16 protein-coding genes, 2 tRNA genes and 1 riboswitch are annotated in these 16599 nt (G+C 63.1%); of the genes, 17 read left to right on the plus strand and 1 reads right to left on the minus strand.

All coding sequences use genetic code 11. From position 1 onward, the window contains the following. Nucleotides 1–82: 82 nt before the first annotated feature. Nucleotides 83–181, plus strand: a riboswitch (TPP riboswitch). The 15 genes from thiD (at nucleotide 171) to QMG25_RS11910 (ending at nucleotide 12865) form a co-directional block, all read left to right on the plus strand. Then, complete coding sequence (gene thiD / locus QMG25_RS11840) at nucleotides 171–1754, plus strand: bifunctional hydroxymethylpyrimidine kinase/phosphomethylpyrimidine kinase (RefSeq protein ID WP_283460442.1); 1584 nt, start codon at nucleotides 171–173, stop codon at nucleotides 1752–1754. It overlaps the preceding riboswitch by 11 nt. Before the next feature lie 393 nt (nucleotides 1755–2147). After that, entirely contained in the window at nucleotides 2148–2456 is a 309-nt protein-coding gene (rplU, locus tag QMG25_RS11845; protein ID WP_283460505.1) for a 50S ribosomal protein L21, read from the plus strand. 59 nt (nucleotides 2457–2515) lie between these two features. Next, nucleotides 2516–2773 carry a 50S ribosomal protein L27 gene (rpmA, locus tag QMG25_RS11850; RefSeq protein WP_283460443.1) on the plus strand — a complete coding sequence of 86 codons (258 nt, stop codon included), beginning with the start codon at nucleotides 2516–2518 and terminating at the stop codon, nucleotides 2771–2773. Between the two features lie 178 nt (nucleotides 2774–2951). Further along, nucleotides 2952–4568: a GTPase ObgE gene (obgE, locus tag QMG25_RS11855; protein ID WP_283460444.1), complete on the plus strand. Its 1617-nt coding sequence runs from the start codon at nucleotides 2952–2954 to the stop codon at nucleotides 4566–4568. A gap of 11 nt (nucleotides 4569–4579) precedes the next feature. Next, on the plus strand, nucleotides 4580–5731 hold the full coding sequence (gene proB / locus QMG25_RS11860) for a glutamate 5-kinase (RefSeq protein WP_502866392.1): 1152 nt from the start codon (nucleotides 4580–4582) through the stop codon (nucleotides 5729–5731). A gap of 61 nt (nucleotides 5732–5792) precedes the next feature. Beyond that, a complete protein-coding gene (locus QMG25_RS11865; protein ID WP_283460446.1) occupies nucleotides 5793–7073 on the plus strand; it encodes a glutamate-5-semialdehyde dehydrogenase in 1281 nt (426 codons plus the stop codon). Between the two features lie 121 nt (nucleotides 7074–7194). Beyond that, nucleotides 7195–7440 (plus strand): hypothetical protein, encoded by a 246-nt coding sequence (locus tag QMG25_RS11870; RefSeq protein ID WP_283460447.1) that lies wholly within the window; start codon nucleotides 7195–7197, stop codon nucleotides 7438–7440. Between the two features lie 13 nt (nucleotides 7441–7453). Then, nucleotides 7454–8119 (plus strand): nicotinate-nucleotide adenylyltransferase, encoded by a 666-nt coding sequence (gene nadD, locus QMG25_RS11875; protein WP_283460448.1) that lies wholly within the window; start codon nucleotides 7454–7456, stop codon nucleotides 8117–8119. After that, nucleotides 8116–10014, plus strand: a complete 1899-nt coding sequence (locus tag QMG25_RS11880; protein WP_283460449.1) for a hypothetical protein — start codon at nucleotides 8116–8118, stop codon at nucleotides 10012–10014. Before nadD ends, QMG25_RS11880 begins: the two co-directional genes overlap by 4 nt. A gap of 26 nt (nucleotides 10015–10040) precedes the next feature. Continuing rightward, a complete protein-coding gene (gene rsfS, locus QMG25_RS11885) occupies nucleotides 10041–10460 on the plus strand; it encodes a ribosome silencing factor (RefSeq protein ID WP_283460450.1) in 420 nt (139 codons plus the stop codon). A gap of 36 nt (nucleotides 10461–10496) precedes the next feature. Beyond that, nucleotides 10497–11243, plus strand: coding sequence for a histidine phosphatase family protein (locus tag QMG25_RS11890; protein WP_283460451.1), 747 nt, complete (start codon nucleotides 10497–10499; stop codon nucleotides 11241–11243). A gap of 99 nt (nucleotides 11244–11342) precedes the next feature. Then, nucleotides 11343–11418: transfer RNA gene (locus QMG25_RS11895), tRNA-Ala, on the plus strand. Between the two features lie 53 nt (nucleotides 11419–11471). After that, nucleotides 11472–11547: transfer RNA gene (locus QMG25_RS11900), tRNA-Ala, on the plus strand. Nucleotides 11548–11726: 179 nt separating this feature from the next. Beyond that, entirely contained in the window at nucleotides 11727–12467 is a 741-nt protein-coding gene (locus QMG25_RS11905; RefSeq protein ID WP_283460452.1) for a FadR/GntR family transcriptional regulator, read from the plus strand. Further along, nucleotides 12464–12865 (plus strand): YchJ family protein, encoded by a 402-nt coding sequence (locus QMG25_RS11910; protein WP_283460453.1) that lies wholly within the window; start codon nucleotides 12464–12466, stop codon nucleotides 12863–12865. Before QMG25_RS11905 ends, QMG25_RS11910 begins: the two co-directional genes overlap by 4 nt. On the opposite strand, the gene QMG25_RS11915 is transcribed toward QMG25_RS11910, so the two are convergent. After that, entirely contained in the window at nucleotides 12862–13851 is a 990-nt protein-coding gene (locus tag QMG25_RS11915; protein ID WP_283460454.1) for an MIP/aquaporin family protein, read from the minus strand. The two genes, QMG25_RS11910 and QMG25_RS11915, sit on opposite strands and share 4 nt — an antisense overlap. 134 nt (nucleotides 13852–13985) lie before the next feature. On the opposite strand from QMG25_RS11915, the gene QMG25_RS11920 reads away from it, so the two are divergent. Together QMG25_RS11920 and QMG25_RS11925 are read left to right on the plus strand one after the other, a co-directional pair. Then, the gene (locus tag QMG25_RS11920; protein WP_283460455.1) at nucleotides 13986–15239 is read left to right on the plus strand and encodes a class I SAM-dependent methyltransferase; all 1254 of its coding nucleotides are present in this window, start codon (nucleotides 13986–13988) and stop codon (nucleotides 15237–15239) included. A 122-nt stretch (nucleotides 15240–15361) separates the two neighbouring features. Next, nucleotides 15362–16567, plus strand: coding sequence for an ROK family transcriptional regulator (locus tag QMG25_RS11925; protein WP_283460508.1), 1206 nt, complete (start codon nucleotides 15362–15364; stop codon nucleotides 16565–16567). The last annotated feature ends 32 nt before the right edge of the window (nucleotides 16568–16599 follow it).

A 16599-nucleotide genomic window follows, 5' to 3' on the forward strand; every position in this document is an offset into this window, starting at 1 on the left:
GAAGAAACACCGCCACCGGCGGAGTTCACAACTGTTTGTTGCGGGCCGGTTTTCGCTAAGCCGAGGAGGCGAGGCTAGGGTGAAGAGCGACACGGGGTGCCAGGACAAGAGGTCCGGCTGAGACAAGACCCGTTGAACCTGCCCGGCTAGCACCGGCGAAGGGATGTCCCATGGTCATCAACACTTTAACGTCAAACACCCCGGGCCTTGCCCCCGACACCAATGCCCACGGCGCCAGGGCCCGTGACGCCGCTGCGGCCACGGCTGTGAAACACCCAAGAGTATTGAGCATTGCCGGCTCGGACCCATCGGGCGGAGCCGGCATCCAGGCGGACATCAAGTCCATTTCGGCCCATGCGGGATACGCCATGGCAGCGGTCACCGCCTTGACCGCGCAGAACACCCGCGGCGTCAGCGGCGTCCACTTCCCGCCAGCTGAATTCCTTGGCAGCCAGCTGGACTCCGTGGCAGCGGACATCACCATTGACGCGGTCAAGATCGGGATGCTGGGCAGCGCGGAGGTGATGATCACCGTAGCGGACTGGCTGGTGCGAACCCGTCCCCCCGTCGTCGTCCTTGACCCTGTCATGGTGGCAACCAGCGGCGACGCCCTCATGGCACCGGAAGCCCACAGCGCCTTGGTGGGACTGCTGGGGCACGTTGACCTTGTCACCCCCAACATTCCGGAGCTGGCTGCGTTGCTTGGCGAGCCCGAGGCGCAGTCGTGGCCCGAGGCGGTGGATCAGGGCAGGGCGCTGGCCGCCGCCCACCAGCTCACCGTCCTCGTCAAGGGCGGGCACCTGCCGGGGGACCAAAGCCCCGACGCACTGGTGGCTCCCGACGGCACGGTGCACGAGTTTTCCGCAGCACGGATCGACACGGCCAACACGCACGGCACCGGCTGCTCGTTGTCCGCCGCCGTGGCCACCCTCCAGGTCAAGACAGGCGACTGGGAGTCCAGCGTGCGCCAGGCCAAGGCGTGGCTGAGCCGCGCGTTGGAGACCTCGGGGGAGCTGCAGGTGGGAGGCGGAGCCGGTCCGGTCAACCACCTGCATGCCTTGTGGGAAACGGCCGCACCCGGACTTGACGCGTTTAGCCGCGGTTTGTGGGCTGACACTGCACCCCAGCTGGAGGCCATCCTTGACCTCGACTTCATCAAGGAACTGGCCGCCGGCACCCTGCAACGCAACCACTTCGCCTACTACCTTGCCCAAGACGCACTGTACCTGGGGGCCTATGCGCGGGTACTGGCCAGGGCCAGTGCCATCGCACCGACGGAAACCGAACAAAAGTTCTGGGCCGCCGGGGCGCAAAACTGCCTCGAGGTGGAGATGGAACTGCACCGGGACTGGCTGCGCCATTATCCGCTGGATTCTTCCCAGGGACCTGTGACCAAGCACTATGTGGACCATCTGCAGGCAGTGGCATTTTCCGGCAGTTACGGGGAAGTGGTGGCGGCCGTGCTGCCCTGCTTCTGGCTCTACGCCGAGGTGGGACGCATCCTCCACGCCGACTACCAGCTGATGTCCGGCGACCACCCCTACGGCACGTGGTTGCAGACGTATGCCGACGAAGCCTTTGCCCAGGCCACGCAAACGGCGATTGCCATCACGGACGCCGCAGCACGGAGGGGATCGACACTGGAACGAGGACGCATGAAGGCGGCCTTTGCGCATTCGGCACAATTTGAAGTGGACTTCTTTGCCGCGGCCCATCAGGCTCTGCCGCCCCATGAAATCGCCATTGGTGATTAACACCACCTGTCATGAGCGCAAAAATACGGTGCGGCACGGGCATAAATGCCAAAGAATGCCGACTTCCGCGCTAAAGTTGCCAAGTGCGGTTTCGCGAATAACCCCAAGGTTTCGGAGCAGAGTTCACTCTTTCCCGGCACAGTTGGGGGCGCGCAGTCAGTCTCATTTGCTCCCGGAGCGAGAATTAGCGTATTCTTGATCTTCGGTGCTTACGCCAACACTTAGGGCAACCACTCCATGGCAGAACTCCATTGAGGTCCACGGCGTTGAGGCACATGCACGCACACCGTTCCTGTTCAGTTCCGAACAGCGGGCGCATGTGGTTGGCAGTGGTCTAATATGATCCTGTCGGCATAAAACTTTGTAATAACGTCGAGAGAAGTGAGTTCCCCAGTGGTGTACGCGATTGTCCGCGCAGGCGGCCGTCAAGAAAAGGTTTCCGTAGGAGACCACGTGACCATGAACCGCGTCCCCGGTGGAGTCGGCAGCACGCTTGAGCTGCCCGCTCTGCTCTTGGTCGATGGTGAGAAAATCACCACCGCCGCGAAGGACCTGGCTAATGTAAAGGTTACGGCTGAGAAGTTGGAGGACCTCCGCGGTCCGAAGATTGTCATCCAGAAGTTCAAGAACAAGACCGGTTACAAGAAGCGTCAGGGCCACCGTCAGGAACTGTCCAAGATCAAGATCACTTCAATCGCCTAACTGGCGATTCGAACGTAGATCCTCTTAGTAACTTTTAGTCAAAAGGCAGGCATTTTCAAATGGCACATAAAAAGGGTGCGAGTTCCACTCGCAACGGTCGCGACTCCAACGCCCAGTACTTGGGCGTCAAGCGCTTCGGTGGTCAGGTTGTCAAGGCGGGCGAAATCATCGTTCGCCAGCGCGGCACACACTTCCACCCCGGCGTAAGCGTAGGCCGCGGCAAGGACGACACACTGTTCGCCTTGGACGCCGGCTCGGTCGAGTTCGGTACGCGTCGTGGACGTCGCGTCGTCAACATCGTTGAAGCTGCGGTCTAAGACCAACGCTATTCCAGTGGAGCGGACCGCATGGTCCGCTCCACTGTCTTTTAACAAGAATTGCGCACTGGATAAACCAGATCACTCGCGCAATTCCTTCGCTGGCAGCGCACAAGCCGTAGTCCCACAGCGGACTAGAATTAGTGCGAGACAGCAAGTTCTATTCAAGGAGATTTCATTGGCCAGCTTTGTTGACCGGGTTGTATTGCATGTATCCGGCGGGACTGGCGGCCATGGCTGCGTCTCCGTGCACAGTGAAAAATTCAAGCCGTTGGGCGGGCCCGACGGCGGCAAGGGCGGCGACGGCGGCAGTGTCACCTTCCGTGTCAGTGACCAGACCACCACCTTGCTTGACTTCCACCACGCCCCCCACCGCCGCGGCGGCAACGGCCAGCCCGGCATGGGCGACTGGCGTGACGGCAAGGACGGCAATTCGCTGATCCTTGAAGTTCCCGATGGCACGGTCATCAAGGACAAGGGCGGTAATGTCCTGGCCGACCTCGTGGGCATCGGCACGGAATACGTCGCTGCCGCAGGTGGACTGGGCGGGCTCGGCAACAACGCCCTTTCCTCACTGAAGCGCAAGGCCCCGGGCTTCGCCCTGTTGGGAATCGCAGGCTCAGAGGCCGACATTGTCCTTGAACTGAAGTCCATTGCAGATATTGCCCTGGTGGGTTTCCCGTCCGCCGGCAAGTCCAGCCTCATCGCCGCCATGTCTGCGGCTCGGCCCAAGATTGCCGACTACCCTTTCACCACCCTGATCCCCAATCTGGGCGTTGTCCAGGCAGGCGAGGTCCGCTTCACCATGGCCGACGTTCCGGGCCTCATTGAGGGGGCCAGCGAAGGCAAGGGCTTGGGCCATAACTTCCTGCGCCACGTGGAGCGTTGCGCGGCCATTGTGCACGTCCTGGATTGCGCCGCGCTCGAGGTGGACCGCGACCCCATCAGTGACCTGGCCATCATTGAGCGCGAGCTTGACCGGTACGACGTCGACATGAGCTATGCCGGATCCGACGGCGATGTGGTGCCCTTGAATGCTCGCCCACGGCTGGTGGCCCTGAACAAGGTGGATTCACCCGATGGCCGAGACATGGCCGAGTTTGTCCGCGGCGACCTTGAAGCCCGCGGCTACCGCGTGTTTGAAGTCTCCGCAGCAAGCCATGAGGGTCTGAAGACGCTGGGTTTTGCCATGGCGGAGATTGTCAGCGCCGCGCGGCAGCAGGTCATCGACAGCCCCGTGAAGGTGGAACCTGTGGTGCTGCGCCCCCGTGCCGTCAACGCGACGCCCTTCACGATTGTGCGTGAAGAGCGAAACCTGGAACCCCTGTTTCGGGTGCGTGGCGACAAGCCCGAGCGCTGGGTTGAACAGACGGACTTCCAAAACGAGGAAGCCATTGGCTATTTGGCGGACCGGCTGGCCAAGGTTGGAGTGGAAACCGGACTGTTCAAGGCTGGTGCCACACCTGGCGACACAGTTGTCATTGGTGGCACGGACGGTATGATCTTTGATTGGGAGCCCACGATGATGGGAGGCGCCGAACACTTGGCGGCACCCCGCGGGACAGACTTGCGCCTGTTGGATCTTGGGGACCGTCCCACCCGATCACAAAAGCGGCAGGAACAGCAGGACCGCCGCGACGCAAAGGCAGCAGCTCGTGCCGAGCTGGAAGCCGAACGCAAGGCTGGCATTTGGACTGAATCCACCAACCGCCACGCAGCCAAGACACAGCTCATCGAAGCTGATTTGGCTGCTGAAGGCGATGCCGGCGACAACACCACCCCTAAGGACCTATGAGCACGGAAGCAATGACATCCATGGAAAAGAACCAAGCACTCTCAATGTCGGCACGGCAGAACATTGCCACGGCATCCCGAATCGTGGTGAAAGTCGGCTCGTCGTCGTTGACGTCGGTGGCCGGTGGCATTTCAGAGGATGCGCTCACCAAGCTCGCGGACGTGCTTGCCGAGCGGCACCTGGCAGGAACAGAGATCATCCTGGTCTCCTCCGGTGCCATCTCGGCAGGACTGCTGCCGCTCGGGCTGGGTCGGCGCCCCTACGACCTCGCCACACAGCAGGCAGCCGCCAGCGTTGGCCAGGGATTGTTGATGGCCCACTACAGCAACGTCTTCAGGTCCCACGGAGTTACCGCTTCCCAAGTGCTGTTGACGGCCGAGGACTTGGCCAAGCGACGCCAGCACGTCAATGCCCACCGGGCGCTTGAACGCCTGCTCAACTTGGGCGTGATTCCCATTGTCAATGAAAACGACACCGTGGCGACGCGTGAGATTCGCTTTGGCGACAATGACAGGCTCGCGGCACTCGTGGCGCACCTGATCAAGGCCGACGCCCTTCTCCTGCTCTCCGATGTTGACTCCCTGTACGACGGTCCGCCATCCGAAGGGGCCACACGCATCAGCCGGGTGGACTCGCCTGACGACCTTGAAGGCATTGTCATCGGCAGTGCCGGCAAGGCGGGAGTGGGCACCGGCGGCATGGCCACCAAGGTCCAAGCCGCCATGATTGCTGCGGAAACCGGGATTCCGGCGCTTGTCACTTCCACGGCGCAGGCTGCTCAAGCCTTGGCCGGGGAGGACGTGGGAACGTGGTTTGGCGACAACGGCAACAGGCGCTCCGTGCGCATGTTGTGGCTGGCACACCTGGCGGACATTCGTGGCCGGCTGGTGCTGGACGACGGTGCTGTCCGGGCCGTCAGGGAACGGCACAAGTCCGTGTTGCCTGCAGGGATCACAGCCGTCAACGGCGAATTCGTTGCTGGCGACGCGGTTGAAATCTGCGATTCGCAGGGCAACGTGTTCGCCCACGGTCTAGTGAACTTCCGCAATTCAGACCTGCCCCAGATGCTTGGACACTCAACCAAAAACCTGGCAAAAGTCATGGGACAGCAGTTCGAGCGCGAAGTTGTCCATGTCGACGACCTGGTGGTTCTGAACGTTTAGCGTTCAGCGTACGGAGATCTATGCCACAGCCGCAGGCTCTCCGTTGCCCTAGACTGGGTAGATGACCGAACAGATTGTAAAAGAAAACATTTCCGCTGAAGTTCAGGCCATCACAGAGCGCGCCCGAAAGGCCGCACGCCGCATGGCCGGCGCCAACAGGGCTTGGAAGGACAAGGGCCTGCGGGCTGTTGCCAAGTCGTTGTTGGACAATCAGGACGCCATTCTTGCAGCCAACGCCAAGGATGTGGCAGCAGGCCGCGAGAACGGCACCTCCCTGCCAATGCTCGATCGCCTGACGCTGACAAAGCCGCGGGTCCAGGGGCTGGCCGACGCGTTGGAAAACCTCGCCAGCCTTCCGGATCCAGTCGGCAACGTAGTGCGCGGGCAGACCCTGCCCAACGGCCTGCGGATGCGCCAGATCAACGTCCCCTTGGGCGTTGTCGCCGCCATCTACGAAGCGCGTCCCAACGTTACGGTGGACATCGCCGGCCTTGCCCTGAAGAGCGGCAACGCCGTGATCCTGCGTGGCGGCACGGCTGCAGCCAATACCAACAAGGCCCTGCTGGGCCTCTTGCGGGACGCCCTTGACTCAGTGGGCCTTCCCGCTGACGCAGTGCAGTCTGTCGACCAGTTCGGCCGTGAAGGTGCCAACCTCATCATGAAAGCCCGCGGCTCCGTGGACGTGCTGATTCCCCGCGGCGGGCGCGAGCTCATTCAGACAGTCGTGAACAACTCCGCCGTTCCCGTCATTGAAACCGGCGAAGGCAATGTGCACATCTTCATCGACAGCAGCGCCGAAGAGGAAATGAGCGTTGACATCCTCGTCAATGCCAAAACCCACCGCCCCAGCGTCTGCAACACCGTGGAGACGCTGCTGGTCCACAAGGACGCCACAGTGCTTCCGGCCGTGCTCAGCGCACTCTCCAAGGCAGGTGTGCGCCTGCACGTCGACGAGCGTGTGCAGGCAGTGTTGCCCACCGGGGTAACAGCTGTGCCCGCCACGGATGAAGACTGGGCCACGGAGTACATGGACCTTGACTTGGCCGTAAAAATGGTCGACTCGATGCCCGACGCCATCGCCCACATCCGCACGTGGAGCACAGGCCACACCGAAGCGATTGTTACCAACGATCTGGCCAACGCGGAAAAGTTCATTGCAGAGATTGATTCGGCAGCTGTCATTGTGAATGCAAGCACTCGTTTCACCGACGGCGGCGAGCTGGGGCTCGGTGCCGAGGTCGGCATTTCGACGCAAAAACTGCACGCCCGCGGGCCGATGGGCCTGACTGAACTGACCACCACCAAATGGATTGTGCAGGGCGAAGGCCAGGTCCGGGGCTGAGTCCGGCCAGTCGGTGTGCCGGTACGCGCCGATTGCACGTACCATTAGAGGAGAATTCAAGCGATAAACGGTCAGGTTGCGGTTACACTTCCGCCCGGCCACGTACCCCAGGGGAGAAATAATGCTGACCCAGCTTGCCGGAGTCGTACTGGCTGCCGCAGAGGAACATGACCTTGCGCCGTTGATCGCACCCCCGTACGTGGTTGGTGGGGTCATGCTTGCCATCTTGCTGTTGCTGATGGTGGTGACAGTCTCATTCATGAACTTGGGCAACCGGCATGTGGCAGTGGAGGCTTCCGAGGACCCGCACCGCCAGCACACGAACAAGCATTTGCACGGCGACGATTCGGCGTCCTCCAATCACTGAGGAAAATCCCTTGGTGACTTCTTCTGAAGGCACCAGGGGGCGCCTGCGCATCGGCGTCATGGGCGGCACGTTCGATCCGATCCACCATGGCCACCTTGTCGCAGCCAGCGAAGTTGCGAGTGTCTTCAAGCTTGATGAAGTCGTGTTCGTACCCACGGGCGAACCGTGGCAGAAGGCCAAGAACAAGGTCAGCGCCGCTGAGCACAGGTACCTGATGACAGTCATAGCCACCGCGGCAAACCCGCGATTCACGGTAAGCCGGGTGGACATTGACAGACCCGGCCCAACCTTCACCATCGACACCTTGCGCGACCTGCGCAGGATGCGTCCAGAGGCGGATCTGTTCTTTATTACCGGAGCCGACGCCATGGCCCAGATCATGTCGTGGAAAGACAGCGACGAGCTGTGGGGCTTGGCCCATTTCGTTGGTGTTACCCGTCCCGGCCATGTCCTCGACGACAGGGGTCGCACCGATGTGAGCTTGCTGGAAGTCCCCGCCATGTCGATTTCTTCCACAGATTGCAGAAAGCGCGTGGCGGAACACAACCCCGTCTGGTACCTGGTTCCCGACGGAGTGGTGCAATACATTGCCAAGTATGGGTTGTACCTTCAACCTGTCACAGATGCCGGCGCAGGCATCGCGCCGGTGACCAAAGAGAACCGAATGAGTAAGTCATGAGCAAGGAAAAGGAGCCGATTCGCAGCCGCAGGCAACTGCGTGCGCAGTTGGCACAAACGAACGGCACCACCGAGAAGCCGGCGGAGCCTGGTCCTGCCACGCCCAAAACGGACGACGCCGCAGCTGCCGCTTCAGGGCACGCCGCAGGCTCGAATGCCGAACACGCAACGGACGCCACTGCCCCCACAGTCCCTGTCGAGCCGAGCACACCGCCCCGCGTGGAAGCTCGCGTCGAAGCAACGCCGCGTGAACGCGAGTCCCAAACGCGTGCTCGCGACAGGGCCGCACTGCGCGCCTACAAGGAACTTCTGGACCAGTCCGAGCTGAACCCGCTGCCATCCCGGCGCGCCTTGCGCCAGGCCCAGCTAGACGCCGACCGGGCTCCCATCACGGCTGTCAACCCCGTGGTCTCCGCTGCGGCCGCTCCCGGCGCCGGAACAAAACCAGAGCAAGCTCCGGGCACCCCGCCTTCGCCCGTGACGCAGCCTGCACCCAAGGTGGCCTCCGCGGCCAAGGTGGCCAAGGTGGCCAAGGCCGACACAAGCGCCACCCAGGCAGGCGCCACTGCCGCAGGATCCGGTCAAGGCACCACCAAGCCGGAAGTAGCCGATGGTGCGCCCGCAACCGGGACCCAAGCAACCTCGCCGACGCCGCAGGGAAGCCACCCGGCGCCCCAAGGTCTCCCGCGCACCCGTGCAGGGCGCCGTGCCGCAGCCAAACCTGTGGATGAAACACCAGCGACAGCTGCGGCGACGTCGGCACCGCCGCACTCGGCACAATCGCAGGTAGCCCAGTCGCATGCGGCCCAGCCGCCGCCACTGCCGGCGGTGGCGCCCTCAGCCCCGGCAGGTGCGCCCGGCCCGTCCAGTCAAGACAGCACAAAGGCAGCAGATGCGGAGCCCGACACTGACAATGTCAGCGGGGGAAACTATTCGCCGCTGCCCGGACTTGCGCCCGGTGACAGCTACTACCCGGTCTCGGCAGGTCCGCCAACGGGGGCGGTGCCCGTCGCCACGCCCACAGCCGAAGAACTGAAGGTGCTGGCCGCACAACGGGCAGACACCGAGCGTGCGGCAGTGCTCACCCAGCGAGCCCAAGCCCGTGAGCGGCTGGCCCAGGAAAGTGCCAAGAACCGGCGCACGGGTGCAGAACCCCGGCCGGGTACCGAACCGCGCCCGGTATCGGAGCCCCGCCCGGTTGCCGATCCCACGGCCACGAACAACCTGGCCATGGTCACTCCGCTGGAATTCGTCAATGTACCCGGCACCGGTCGGCCCATGATGCGCCCGCCGTCGACAACCCATGTGCCCATCGTCACCCGGTCGACACCCCAGCAAGCGCCCGGGGCACGGAAGCCGCTGCCCCGTCCGGAAAAGAAGGCTGCGGCACCGGCGAAGGCTCCCGGAGGTACAGCACGTGAAGGCACCGGCACTGCAGGGCGGTCGTCGAGCGAGCTGGAAACGCAGGCTCAGGCCACGGTGGCCCGGGCCAATACCGTGCCCAACGTCAGCGCCGAACGATTCGATGCTGCCTTGGCGGCGCGGGCCGTCCACCGCCCGGGTCCGGGGAACCGCCTGCTGACAGGCGGACGCAGCAGCACCCTCAAACGCGCGGAAGCGATGGCGACCGGTGGGCACCCAACTGTGGCTCCCGCCGTCGGACATCCCGATCAGGAGCTTGCGGATGGTGCCGCCGATGTGCCCGTGGAGGTGCACCGCTCGCAGATGCCTCCGATGCCCGCCGACTACGCCCACGGCCTGGAGCCGCTGGATGCCATGACGGCCGGTCTTGGACGCACGCAGCGCAATCGCCTGCTGCAGTGGGGCAGCGTCATTGTTGGCGGAGCGGCATTGGCCGTGGCCGCCATCTTGTTCATCACCACACTTACACGCTAAATCTTCACCAATCAAAGGAAACAGTAGTGACGGCAACAGAACAGTCAATCGAACTTGCACGCGCAGCGGCGCGTGCGGCATCGGACAAGCTGGCCCTAAATGTGACAGCCATTGATGTCAGCGATCGCTTGGCCATCACGGATATTTTCTTCATTGCATCCGCCGAGACCGAGCGCCAGGTCAACGCCATCGTGGACGGCATCGAAGACGAACTGCACAAGTTCAACTTGCGCCCGGTTCGTCGTGAAGGACGTTCGGGGGGTCGCTGGGTATTGCTTGACTACGCCGACATCGTGGTCCACGTCCAGCACGAGGAAGACAGGATCTTCTATGCGCTGGAACGCCTCTACGGCGACTGCCCGGTCATCGACCTGCAAATGGGGGAGCTGGACCCTTCGGCAAAGTCCGTTGACGCCCCCGCCGACGCGACGGCAGACGAAAACTAATCCCTGCAAAGTGCTCTGGAACGGACATTTTTTCTGATGGCTGGAAATGAACAAGAACATTCAGTCCTGCAGCCCGCCGGTGCACGCCGACGGGTGATTTTTTGGCGCCACGGACGCACCGCGTGGAATGCTGCGCGGCGTTTTCAAGGCCAAACTGACATTCCGTTGGATGAGGTGGGCCTGTCCCAAGCCAGCCGTGCCGCGGCCCTGTTGGCGGGGAAACTTGTTCGCAGCAGCAGCGAGCCAAACGTGCAGATCCTCTCCTCCGACCTGGGCCGCGCCTATGCCACGGCGCAGGAACTGGCGGCCTTGCTGGGCAGCGACATTCTGGTGGATCCACGTCTGCGCGAAACGTATGGCGGGGAATGGGAGGGGAGAACTTTCGATGACATCATGGAGCACTTCCCCGAAGACATTGCGCTGTGGCAGCGCGATGAGCCCGGTGTGCGTGCCGGCGGGGGAGAGACCCGCGTGGAGGTTGCCCACCGAATGGTGGCAGCCATTCTCGAAACGGCCGAGGCCATGCCCGACGGTGGAACGCTGGTGATCACCACCCACGGTGGTGCCACGCGTGTGGCCCTGGCGAAACTGCTGGGCCTGCCGGAGGAATTGTGGCGGACCATGTCTGGCCTTTCAAACTGCCACTGGTCGGTGGTTGAAGCCGCCAAAACCGAAGCCGACGGCGAAGGAATCGGCCATTGGCGGCTGCTTGAACACAATGTTGGCACGCTTCCCGCACCCTATGAACTACCCGAAGACTTTACCGAGCCAGTTGAAGATTAGACGCGCTTGGAAGCCCGATTTGGCAGCTGGGCGAAACGTGTTCTAGGATAGACAAGTTGTTCCGGCCAAGACCGATTGGTCGAGTCGGAAGAGCGGTTTGGGGCTGTGGCGCAGCTGGTAGCGCACCTGCATGGCATGCAGGGGGTCAGGGGTTCGAGTCCCCTCAGCTCCACCAAACCATCCTGTGCGCCCCAAAGGCGGCTAATGGTTACAACTAAATAATGTTTTGGGGCTGTGGCGCAGCTGGTAGCGCACCTGCATGGCATGCAGGGGGTCAGGGGTTCGAGTCCCCTCAGCTCCACCAAAGTAAAGTCCGGCCTTCCACACATGGAGGGCCGGACCTTTTTTGGTTGGTCCTCCGTTTCCGCCAGCTGCGGGTGCACCTGCGGTGGCTTGTGGGCCAGGTGGTGTCGAAAGCTCCCGGAGTTCGACAGCATAAACCTCCCGGGGTGCGACAGCATAAAAGAGTGGGAGAATGATTCAGTGCCCACGCCAAACACCACCCCCGATCCCATGGCCGAGCCTGTCGCCCGCAGCTACGAGGCGGTGCTGGCCAGCATTGAAGCCGAACTCAAGACTGGCAGGATCAAGGTGGGGGACCAGCTGCCCGGAGAGCGCGCGCTGGCCCTGAAACACGGAATCTCCCGGGCCTCGGTGCGCGACGCCATTCGCGTCCTTGACGCCATGGGCGTGGTGCGCACCGCCGTAGGATCGGGTCCCCGCTCGGGAGCCGTGGTCATTGCCAATCCCAGCGCCGGGTTGGCTGCCACGTTGCGCCTGCACATGGCAACCAGCCATTTTCCGGTGTCTGACATTGTGCAAACCCGCATCATGATGGAAACCTGGGCCGCGGTGGAGGCAGCCGCACAGCCACGCGAGCGTGCCCGGGAAGCGGAATTGGGCAAGCTCCTTCGCGCCATGGACCAACCGAACCTGGACAGGGAGGAATTCCATGTCCTCGATGCGGCTTTTCATGTGCAGTTGAGTTCCTTGGCCGGCAATGCCGTCATCACGTCCATGATGGAGTCCCTGCGCTCCGCCATCCAGGGCTACGTCAGTGCAGCCATCGACAGCGACGAGCGGTGGGAGGAGATCGTGCCCGCGTTGCGGGTGCAGCATGAACGGATTCTCGAAGCGGTGTTGGCGAACGACGGCGACCGGGCAGCCCAGGAACTCAAGAGCCACATCGAATGGTTCCACCAACAGACACTCCCGTTGCCATGAGGTGCCCCTGTCAAAGCGGCGAAGCGTATGCAAGCTGCTGCGCCCGGTACATCACCACGGTGGGCGCGGCCGAGCCGACGTTCCCGCCCACGGCGGCGGCGCTGATGCGCTCACGTTTTAGCGCCTTTGCCGTGGGTGATGCCGGATACCTGCTGCACACCTGGCACCCCTCCACCCGCCCGGCATCGCTGGAGCTTGATCCTGACCAGCAGTGGTACCTGCTGGAGATTCTGGGCACCAGCGCCGGCGGCGTGTTTGATGCGCAGGGAGTTGTCAGTTTTCGCGCCCACTACCGTTCAGCGGCCAACCGCAAGCTCAAGGATTCGCTCATTGAAACCAGCAGTTTCGTCCGGCTTGGGAAACAGTGGCTCTATGTGGAGGCATTGGAACTGCATTAGTACTCCTGCGTTGCCGGACCGGGTTCCGACGGCGGGGGGTCGATCTCCTTCTTGGCGGCGACCTCTTCCCTGTCGGCTAGAATTTGGCGGGCATGGAGGATGTCCCCGATGAACCAGTCGTACAACAAGACACCGATGACACCGCCAATGAGTGGTCCCACAATCGGGACCCAGAAGTACCAGGCGAACGCCCCGGGGACACCTGTAATTGTGCCCGGCATGGCCACATCACCCCAACCGGCCAGCCAGGCAAACACGCGCGGTCCAAAGTCACGGGCCGGATTGATGGCGTACCCGGCGTTGGCGCCGAAGGACATGCCGATCGCGGCCACCGCGAAGCCGATCATGAGCGGACCGAGGTTGGCCTTGACCGCCAAGTTGCGCATGTCGATGATGGCGGCAATGAAGATGATCAGGAATGCCGTTCCGACGATTTGGTCAATCAGCGGGACGGTCAGGTTTCCGTTGAAATATGGTGCCGGGAACGTGGCAAAGATGGAAAAAGTTGCCAAACCGCCAGCCTCGTCTCGTTGGGTTTTCGCCGCGGCATTGAACGCGTCAATGGCATTGAAGTACACCACGTACAGCAGAGCTGCGGCGGCAAAGGCGCCGACCACTTGGGCCACGACGTAGGGGACAACCTTGTTCCAAGCGAACTTGCGCCGCACGGCAAACGCCAAGGTGACAGCCGGGTTCAAGTGGGCTCCTGTCACGCCACCGGCCACATATACTCCCAAGGCAACGGCCAACGCCCAACCCCAGGTGATCAGCAGCCAGTCCCCGGCAGCGACGAAGATGGTGGTGTCGGTGGCGGCACGCCCACTTCCTGGCAGGGCTGCGACAGCCATGGCGACGACTCCGTCGCCAAAACAGATCAAAACAAAGGTGCCGAGGAACTCTGCAAGCATCTCGCCCCAAATACCGCCAACACGTTTTAGACCGCTGCCTTCGCGAATACCTCTCCGCAGCGGCGTAATCTCACTCATGTGAATCATCCTTCGAGTCGTCAATGACGGCGACGTATCTGTGACTGAGGTGACTGCCACCAGTATACGACCAGGTGTTCCTTGTCACCATGGGTGGGGCGGAGGGGTGGAAATTCGCCCTGTAGAGTTGCCCGGTGGAGGAAAACAAGAGCACTGCCGGCCTCGAATTCGATTTTGTGCAACTGCGCCGGTTTCCTGACATTGAGGCTGCGAACCTCTTCGCCCACGACGCCACCGACGAGATGATCCTGCACGAAGCAGACGAGGCCCTGGCCAGCGCAGGCAACGGCACCGTGGTTGTGGTGGGGGATCGCTACGGAGCCTTGACCCTGGCCGCCGCCACCCTCCACGGGCTGCGCGGACTGCGCGTCCACCAGGACGGGCTGTCCGGGGAACGGGCGCTTGCCGCCAATGCCGCCCGAGCCGACTTGGCAGCGGCCTACACCTCGGGACTGCTCGACGGCGGCCTTTTCGCCGGTGCCAAGGTGGTGCTGTGGCAGCTGCCGCGCAGCTTGGAGGAAGTGGCCGAAGTGGCCGAGCTGATCTGCACCCACGCCGACCCGGAAGTGCGGATCTTCGCCGGGGGTCGCGTCAAACACATGACAGTGGCCATGAACGCGGTCCTGTCCCGTCACTTTTCCTCCGTCACCGCCGGGAGGGCGTGGCGAAAGTCCCGTCCGCTGGCCGTGCGAGGCCCGCTCAAGGAGGGTGCGGCGTCGAGCTTTCCGAGGCGCGAGTTCCACGAAGAGCTTGACCTGTGGCTGTGCGCGCACGGGGCCACTTTCGGTGGCACAAAGATTGACGTGGGCACCAGGTTCCTGCTGGAGTTCATCCCGGAGATGCGCCACGACACCGACACCGCCATTGACCTCGGCGCCGGCAACGGCACCATCGCAGCGGCGTTGGCCACGTCCCGGCCAGGGTTGCACGTCGTCGCCACCGACCAGTCGGCTGCCGCAGTGGCCTCCACCGGCGCCACCGCCGCAGCCAACGGGCTGCAGGGGCGCATCGAGGCAGTCCGCGACGACGCCCTGTCCGGCTTCCCGGCGGAGTCGGCCGGGCTGATTGTGCTCAACCCGCCCTTCCACGTTGGAGCGAGCGTCCATGCGGGCATCGCCCTGAAGCTTTTTGCCGCGGCAGCCCGGGTGCTGGCTCCGGGCGGAGAGCTTTGGTGCGTGTACAACCGCCACCTTGACTACAAGCCCGCTTTGGCCAAAACCGTGGGGCCCACCCGCGTGGCGGGACGCAACAGCAAGTTCACGGTGACAGTCTCCACCAAGACCGGCCACCCCGCGGCGGACCCCGGCGCTGCTCAACTCCGGATCGGGTTAACCCCGGATCGAGGAGTTTCCCGTGGCGTTCGCGCACACTGGAGCTGCGGAGGGTAATCTGGCAGCTGGGCATCGGGGGATACGGGAGCCCTCGTGTGCCAACCATCCGCAGGGAGAAATAGTTGACTGGTCTTGAACTTGCTGTGCCGCTGCGCCGCCGCGGCACAAATCTTCCCAAGATGGGCAATTTCAACCAGGCTGTCATTTTGGATTCCATCCGCCGCTCCGACGAGGGTCTCAGCCGTGTCGAGCTGGCATCCTCGGCCGGACTGGCCGCCCAGACCGTCTCCAATATTTGCCGCAGACTCCTTGACTCCGGGTTGATTGTCGAGGCAGGCAAGGAAACCTCCGGTCCGGGCAAACCCCGCACCATTTTGCAGCTGGACCCTCGCGGCATGTACGCCGTGGGACTGCACCTGGACCCGGCGCTGACAAGTTACGCACTCCTTGACGCCGTGGGCAACGTGGTGGCGTCGAGACAGGAACCAACGGACCTGGCCAGCACCCCGGCCGACGCCGTTGCCGCCATGGGTGCCATGGTGCGCCAACTCATTGCCGAATCAGGCGTGGACGAGCAAAGAATTGCCGGCGTTGGCGTGGCCACCCCCGGGCCCGTGGATGTTGCCAGCGGCACCGTTCTCGATCCGCCGCACATGACAGGCTGGACGAGGGTTCCGCTGCGGGACATCCTGGAAGAAAGCACTGGCCTGCCGGTGGTCGTCGAGAAGGATGTGACAGCAGCTGCCGTCGCGGAGCTGTGGGCCGGCGGGGCTCACAACGCAGCCGATTTTGTGTTCGTCTACGTCGGCACTGGAATAGGAGCCGGCCTGGTGCTCAACGACGAGGTGGTGCGCGGTTCATCAGGGAACGTCGGGGAGATCGGGCACATTATTGCCGATTCGGACGGGCCCGCCTGCGACTGCGGACGCCGGGGCTGTGTCAAAGTCACCTGCATGCCTGAAACCATTGTGGCCCGGGCCCGGGAGGCAGGGGCCCTGCCTCCTGCGGACCCGCTGTCGCCCCAACTGCTCGTGGAAGACATGGCGGCGCTGGCCCAAGCTGCAGCGGACGGAAATCTTGCCGCCGCCGAGGTGTTGGCGCAGTCGGCTCGCAGGATGGCAGTTGCCGTCTCGGTGCTGACCAATCTGCTGGATGTTGAAAAGGTTGTCTTTGGCGGACCGTTCTGGCCGGCACTGGCCGCGAGCCACCTGGCCCAGGTCCCGCCCGTGTTGGCGGAACTCAGTGTCACCACCAGCGTCCACACGGTGGATGTTGTGGGCACCATTGTCAGTTCGGGGGAGGAAGCGTTCGGTGCTGCCTGCCTTGTCATGGAAAAGACGTTCAGCCCCAAGGCCACCCACCTGCTGTTGGACGCCACACCCTAGTTCCGTGAGTTCCGGTCCGGCAGGGCGGCTTG

It is taken from the genome of Arthrobacter sp. H35-D1 (assembly GCF_030063185.1).
GTDB lineage: Bacteria > Actinomycetota > Actinomycetes > Actinomycetales > Micrococcaceae > Specibacter.

What these genes read in the sequence shown, in the direction of transcription:
- thiD (WP_283460442.1), top strand. Translation starts at nt 171, where the DNA reads ATGGTCATCAACACTTTAACGTCAAACACCCCGGGCCTTGCCCCCGAC.
- rpmA (WP_283460443.1), top strand. Translation starts at nt 2,516, where the DNA reads ATGGCACATAAAAAGGGTGCGAGTTCCACTCGCAACGGTCGCGACTCC.
- proB (WP_502866392.1), top strand. Translation starts at nt 4,580, where the DNA reads ATGACATCCATGGAAAAGAACCAAGCACTCTCAATGTCGGCACGGCAG.
- QMG25_RS11865 (WP_283460446.1), top strand. Translation starts at nt 5,793, where the DNA reads ATGACCGAACAGATTGTAAAAGAAAACATTTCCGCTGAAGTTCAGGCC.
- QMG25_RS11870 (WP_283460447.1), top strand. Translation starts at nt 7,195, where the DNA reads ATGCTGACCCAGCTTGCCGGAGTCGTACTGGCTGCCGCAGAGGAACAT.
- QMG25_RS11880 (WP_283460449.1), top strand. Translation starts at nt 8,116, where the DNA reads ATGAGCAAGGAAAAGGAGCCGATTCGCAGCCGCAGGCAACTGCGTGCG.
- QMG25_RS11890 (WP_283460451.1), top strand. Translation starts at nt 10,497, where the DNA reads ATGGCTGGAAATGAACAAGAACATTCAGTCCTGCAGCCCGCCGGTGCA.
- QMG25_RS11910 (WP_283460453.1), top strand. Translation starts at nt 12,464, where the DNA reads ATGAGGTGCCCCTGTCAAAGCGGCGAAGCGTATGCAAGCTGCTGCGCC.
- QMG25_RS11915 (WP_283460454.1), bottom strand. Translation starts at nt 13,851, where the DNA reads ATGAGTGAGATTACGCCGCTGCGGAGAGGTATTCGCGAAGGCAGCGGT.
- QMG25_RS11925 (WP_283460508.1), top strand. Translation starts at nt 15,362, where the DNA reads ATGGGCAATTTCAACCAGGCTGTCATTTTGGATTCCATCCGCCGCTCC.